Origin of the sequence: Pelosinus baikalensis (genome assembly GCF_020819555.1) — a bacterium.
Taxonomy (GTDB): domain Bacteria; phylum Bacillota; class Negativicutes; order DSM-13327; family DSM-13327; genus Pelosinus; species Pelosinus baikalensis.
The window spans coordinates 105,199-111,469 of record NZ_JAJHJB010000014.1; the positions used below are offsets into that span (position 1 = coordinate 105,199).

The following is a 6,271-nucleotide window of genomic DNA, read 5'->3' on the forward strand; positions in this document are numbered from 1 at the left end:
TGTGGCTTTTGGGCAAGATAGGGAACATGTACTACCCAATAAGTTCAGCCAGCTAAATAGGCAAGCAATGGTCCCATAGTAGAAGCAACCCAGGTACTAACGCCTGCCTTACCTTCTTGAAATGTCGAACCCATTTCTCCTACCATGAGTACGTAAGGAACAAAGTAAAATGAAATAATGAGTATCCACGAAACAATAACTGTGAGTCCTTGGTTGGCATAGTTATTAACCACATTGCCAAAACCCCAAACCATGACAAAAACCATAAGTGCAAGATTATACCATCGGAGTTTTTTTGCATCATCTTGGGTCATATATAAATCTCTCCTACGAATTGTCTTCTCTGAGAAGACAATTAATTCTATCATTCTTTTAGAAAGGAGGCAATCAGTCTTAAATTTAGGACTGATTGCGTTGGAATTATTTGAGCCTGTGGAAGGAAACTCAAGTTTTTTATAGTAAAACAATTATAACAAATATAGATTCCAAAAAGATTAGATTAAGGTAATAAATTCACTAATAGTACACTGTAGATGGAAAATACGTCCTATATATGGACGTATTTTAATGGATAAAAATATGAGATATTTAAAAAATAAAGGTATCAGCATACTACTACTGATACCTTCTACTGAATTAAATTGTAATCTGAGCACCTAACAAGTCAACAAAAGCTTTGAGCCAAGCAGGATGATTAGGCCATGCTTGAGCGGTGACTAATTTGCCGCAGGTGACAACAGGCTGATCTTGCCAAGTGGCTCCGGCCAGACGGCATTCTGCTGAGCATGCAGGGTAAGAGGTAACATTGCGATTAGATAATACATCAGCAGCAGCGAGGAGCTGCGTACCATGGCAAACAGCGGCAACAGGTTTATCTGCTGTGAAAAATGCTTGAACAATGGTAATGCTTTCATCATACATTCTAATATATTCAGGTGCCCGTCCGCCTGGAATGACGAGACCTACATAATCATCGGGATTTACATCAGCAGCTGCTATATCTACAGGGATACGATGACCGGTTAATTCGATATAGGTATCTAGATTAACAAAATCATGCACGACTAGCTGTAATGTATCACCAGCTTTTTTGTTTGGAGCGGCGACATCCACTTGATAGCCTAGCATCATTAATGCCTGTTGAGGTACTTTCACTTCATAGTCTTCTGCACAGTCACCCGTTAACAATAAGATCTTTTTTGTCATGATTGTAAAACCTCCTTTTTGATTACCACAGACGTTCTAGATCATAAGCTATCTTTCCTGCATACATCATTCCGTTCTGATTAAAATATTCCTTTTTTTCTAAGATAAAGACCAGCGCAGCAGCTTGTAGTAAGGGCAAGAAGTAAAACGAGCCAAAAACCTATCGTTGTATCATCTCCAGGTACAGGCAGGGTCATACTCCAAAAGCTTGAAATCATCGTTGGAATAGAGACTAAGATCGTTGCGGAAGCCAAGAATTTCATAATATGATTTAGATTGTTATTGATAACAGAAGAAAAGGCATCCATCATACTGCTTAGAATTTCACTATATGTCCGCACGAGTTCCAATGCCCGTTTATTTTCAATAATAACACTTTCTAAGACATCTTCATCCTCTTCGTGCATTTGCAGCAAATGGCGCATTTGAGGGTTCGAACGCATACGAAGTATCGTCTCAGCCACAATTACATTGCCACGCAGGGCAGCGGTAAAATAGGTGAGCCCTTTTTCCAAATCAAGGAGCTGAAATACTTCTTCGTTCGTTGTAGATTTACGCAGGCTAAGTTCAATCTCATCGGTCCGCCTGCGGATTTTGCGTATGTACTTTAAAAATACCGTATCTGCATGATATAAGATTTGAAAGAAGAAGTGAGTTCTCTTAGCTGTATCGAATAAGAATCGGCTACTATCGTTATGCTCAGGGAGTATCTGCACCAAATCATTACATATGGTGATAGTTGTATGTGGGGTTAGTATAATACTAAGAGGAGAGGTTTCATAACGATCCTCACCGCGAGAAAGAGGTACGTGAATAATAGCAAGAATACAGTTCTGTCCCACGATGATCCGAGGACAGTCATCTTCATCAATTGCAAAGCGAAAAAAGTATTCGGGAATTTGAGCTGCAGCTGACAGTTGTAAGATTTCTTCTGCTGTTGGGTCAATGAGTTTTATCCAAACTCCTCTTTCAGAAGGGTCCCATGGAACTTCCTGGAGTTTGTCTTGCAATGTTTTGTAGGTTGTCAGCATATTCTTCTCCTATTAGCCTTTTTGCACCCAATATTGTGCTTTAGAAATACCTTCTAAATCGATATTTTCTACAATTCCGACAATGGCTGCGTCAACTGCACTATTGTCGTTGTTCATTACCCGTCGTGCAGAGCTTCCAGTAGATACTAACACTGTATCGCTATTGCCTGCTCCTACAGTATCTACTGCAACTTGCAGGCTGATGGTGTTCATTCCGTCTAAATTTAAGGGTTGAACCACTAACAACTTATTACCAATTAAACTTTCATTTTTGGTCGGGGCTACAACTGTTCCTACCACTTTGCCAAGCCACATAAAATTTCCTCCCAGTCCTTTTTCGATTTAGTCTTTTCCTTATCTATTGTCTTTATTGGATAAAAGATTACAATTCCCTTTGTATTATTTTGTGTCACCATGGAATATTATTGTTTTGCAATTATGAACATAAAAGGGATTACATTGGAAATGATATTTTTACAAGTATGAGTTTTTTAAGGAGAACGCTGAACAGCAGAGAGCACAGAGGAGAGTACTTTTTTTACCCTATCTATCTTTTCTCTGTGTTCTCTGCGCCTCTGTGGTTCAATTATGTTTTATATTTTTAAAGGGAGGCGAGTATTTTCCTTAGATGGCTGATCTGAGGATACCTTCAATTTCCTCCTGAGGACCTTGGCGAGGATTGGTTACGCAGCAAATGTCTTTGAGAGCGTTTGCAGCAAGAGTTGGAATATCTTTTTCATTAAATCCCCTTACTTCAGAAAGGGTCTTAGGGATCTTAAGATCCTGAGTTAGTTCTTTAATTGCTGTTACTGCCAGCAAAGCCGCAGATTCGTCAGCTAGATCTTTAGTATCCTTACCTAAAGCACGGGCAATGGCAGCATAGTGATGAGGGACAGCATGTCGATTATAGTCGACAACATAAGGCAGCATGATAGAGTTGGCTAAACCATGGGGCAAGTTATACATTCCGCCTAGTTGGTGTGCTAGAGCATGTACATAACCTAAGCTGGCATTATTAAAGGCAATTCCAGCCAAATATTCGGCATAAACCATCATTTCTCTTGCATGTATATCACTGCCATTTAAAAAGGAAGCTTTAAGGAAACCCGCAATCAATTCAATGGCTTTTAGAGCTTTACAATCTGTGACAGGGGTGGCATTTGTAGATACATAGGCTTCAATCGCATGAGTCAATGCATCCATTCCTGTAGCGGCAGTAAGACCGGGTGGCATTCCTAACATCAGTTCTGCATCATTTACGGCGATAATCGGCGTTACATGCCAATCCGTAATGGTCATTTTAATGTGATTTTTTTCATCTGTAATTACACAAAAACGAGTCAATTCGCTGCCAGTACCGGCAGTCGTATTGATGGCAATTAAAGGAGCGGAGGTCTTCTTGGATTTATTAAGTCCTACATAGTTTTTAATCTCCCCTCCATTGGTTGCGAGTAAGGCAATGGCTTTAGCGCAGTCATGAGGTGAACCTCCGCCAAAGGAAATCAGAAAATCACAACCATTATCCTGAAATAATTTTAAGCCATAATCCACTTGCGGGATTGTTGGATTAGGGGAAACATCATCATGGATGATGTAAAATACACCCGCACTTTTTAAGACATCTGTTAATTTATCAATTAATTTCATTTCTACTAGTATTTTATCGCTTACAATAAGAGCCTTGCGAAATGCCATAGGCTTTATATAGTTTACGATTTGATCCAAGCAGCCAACGCCTAAAATGCTTATAGGTGTCATAAAATATTCAATGACTTTTTTGTTCATGTTTTTTGTTAACCTCCTTATATCAGCGTAGTTAAATAACCATAACATTGCTATTTTATTTCAGCAAGGGTTATTATGGTCAGTTTTGGTGATTGAGCAATAAATCAATACAAGATAACAAGGGAGAACCTATATGTGATTTTACTTTGCTAGTTGTAAGAGTAAATCAGATTATGAAATTTTATTAACATATTACGAAAAAAAATTGCTAAATGTCTAAATGTAAGAAGGAAAGGAACTTTACGTTACGGAATGATTAAAATTATGGAAAGTGCAGCAAGGTACGAGGGAGGCAAAAAGTTTGTTTGGAAATGTGATTGGCGATTTTATCACTGGGTTTCAATTTTTGACACGAATTCCAATCAAAGCACAAACCCAATGGTCGCCAGATAGCTTCAGTCAGAGTGTTAAATATTTTCCTCTTATTGGTGGGATTATTGGTTTACTATTAGCTGGGATTGTGTATGGAGCGCAAGGATTTTGGGGAGTAAATTTACCGGTACACCTTCTGGCAATTGGATTGATTTTGGTTGAAATCATATTGACTGGGGGCTTACACTGTGATGGGTTAATGGATACCATTGATGGTGTTTTTTCAGGAAAACCTCGTGAAAGAATGTTAGAGATTATGAAAGACAGCAGAGTCGGTGCCTTTGGTGCCATGTCGTTTTGTCTGTTAATCTTTGTAAAATATTCTTTGCTTATGGATATGGACCCTAGGTTGTTACCTTTAGCTATCTTAATTATGCCGATTGTAGGGCGGACGGCCGTTGTCATTCCGATTACTTTCTATCCTTATGCCAGGGCGGAAGGGCTAGGAAAGGCATTTTATCAATCTTCTCATAAGTATACCCTCTATGTAGCAGGAGTATTAGCAGCGTTACTACTAATTCCTTTGGGTAAAGTTGTAATAGTTAGTGGAGTAATCGGTATTGGTTTTGCGTTTCTTCTTTCTGAGTATGTCAGTAAACGTCTTGGTGGTTTAACAGGAGATGTATATGGAGCTACGATTGAACTGACGGAAATTGTTACCTTGTTGGTATTCATTATCTATTCATAGCAGAAAGAAGGTGATTCTTTGACTAGGGTAATTTTTGTGCGCCACGGTCAGACTTCTTGGAATCAAGAGGGGAAATATCAAGGACATAGCGATATTTCATTAAATGAAAGAGGAATAAGACAAGGAAATTTAGTAGCAAAACGCTTAGCGAATGAAAAAATAAGCGCAATCTATAGCAGCGATTTACTGCGAGCACAGCAGACTGCTGAGGCTATTGCCGAGTATCATGGATTGCCCGTTATAACTAAGCCGGAATTTCGCGAAATTAATTTTGGCATTTGGGAAGGACTTACGTATCAAGAGATTATGGCAGATTGGTCAGAGATCTTAACTGTGATGTATTCTAAGCCAAGTGAAATCGGTCCGCCTCAAGGGGAAAGCTTTCAGGTTGTTAAACAGCGTGTAACTCGCTCACTGCAAGAGTGTATTGCAAAGCATCAAGAGCAGAACATTGTGCTTGTTTCCCATGGCGGAACGATGAGAGTGCTGCTTTGTGCTGCATTGGGAATCGGTTTAGATAAAATGTGGTCAATGCGCCAGGATAGTTCGGCAATCAATATAATTGAGTATATTGATAATCGGGCAGTAGTATCGTTAGTGAATGACACTTGGCACGTCAAAGATATTTGATTTAGGTTAAATGGGATTTTTTTAACTAACTACTTGATTATATTGCTCATCTACAAATAGTAGATAGGAGAATGAGATAAACTGTAGTACTATTGTGATAACAGAATAAATTGCCACCAAACAGGTGCCTCTTTAACTAGAGGAGAATAGGGAAGTTCGGAAGGGAAGTATATTCCTTAAACGACGCGGTCGCGCCACTGTAATCGGGGAGAAAGTCCTGCAAATGCCACTGGGAAACCAGGAAGGCGCAGGAGTTTTAAAGATCCGTAAGTCAGGAGACCTGCCTGTTATGGCTGTCATCTACCCTCGCGTAAGGGGTAATGCCAGAAGGATGGGATTTTTATATAAAATACCTAGCCTTTTGGGCTAGGTATTTTTGTGTTTTAATATCAGCAATCATGAGGAAATGTTGAACATAAAGAGTAGAAGTTTTAGGTGCGAAAAAGATGAGATTTTCGAACCACAAAGGCACAATGCCGCTGATGCCCTTTGTGTCCTTTGCGCCTTTGTGGTTCCTTTTTAGCCCCCTAGAAGATTTGAACAATATGCCTTAACTCTG

The 6,271-nt window shown here is 39.4% G+C and carries 7 protein-coding genes and 1 riboswitch; of the genes, 2 read left to right on the forward strand and 5 right to left on the reverse strand.

Annotated features, from left to right (window positions below; all coding sequences use genetic code 11):
* Nucleotides 1-44: 44 nt before the first annotated feature.
* From LMF89_RS11810 to LMF89_RS11830, 5 genes are all read right to left on the reverse strand, one after another.
* Nucleotides 45-314 (reverse strand): amino acid permease, encoded by a 270-nt coding sequence (locus tag LMF89_RS11810; protein WP_229535251.1) that lies wholly within the window; start codon nt 312-314, stop codon nt 45-47.
* A gap of 322 nt (nt 315-636) precedes the next feature.
* Nucleotides 637-1,206, reverse strand: a complete 570-nt coding sequence (locus LMF89_RS11815) for a DJ-1/PfpI family protein (RefSeq protein WP_229535252.1) — start codon at nt 1,204-1,206, stop codon at nt 637-639.
* Nucleotides 1,207-1,286: 80 nt separating this feature from the next.
* Entirely contained in the window at nt 1,287-2,237 is a 951-nt protein-coding gene (locus tag LMF89_RS11820; RefSeq protein ID WP_229535253.1) for a magnesium transporter CorA family protein, read from the reverse strand.
* 12 nt (nt 2,238-2,249) lie between these two features.
* On the reverse strand, nt 2,250-2,552 hold the full coding sequence (locus tag LMF89_RS11825) for a EutN/CcmL family microcompartment protein (RefSeq protein ID WP_007933542.1): 303 nt from the start codon (nt 2,550-2,552) through the stop codon (nt 2,250-2,252).
* Between the two features lie 309 nt (nt 2,553-2,861).
* Complete coding sequence (locus LMF89_RS11830) at nt 2,862-4,022, reverse strand: iron-containing alcohol dehydrogenase (RefSeq protein ID WP_229535254.1); 1,161 nt, start codon at nt 4,020-4,022, stop codon at nt 2,862-2,864.
* Between the two features lie 301 nt (nt 4,023-4,323).
* Between LMF89_RS11830 and cobS the strand changes: the two genes are divergently transcribed.
* Nucleotides 4,324-5,082, forward strand: a complete 759-nt coding sequence (gene cobS / locus LMF89_RS11835; RefSeq protein WP_229535255.1) for an adenosylcobinamide-GDP ribazoletransferase — start codon at nt 4,324-4,326, stop codon at nt 5,080-5,082.
* 18 nt (nt 5,083-5,100) lie between these two features.
* Nucleotides 5,101-5,712: an alpha-ribazole phosphatase gene (cobC, locus tag LMF89_RS11840; RefSeq protein WP_229535256.1), complete on the forward strand. Its 612-nt coding sequence runs from the start codon at nt 5,101-5,103 to the stop codon at nt 5,710-5,712.
* Between the two features lie 105 nt (nt 5,713-5,817).
* Nucleotides 5,818-6,014: riboswitch (cobalamin riboswitch) on the forward strand.
* Nucleotides 6,015-6,271 lie beyond the last annotated feature (257 nt).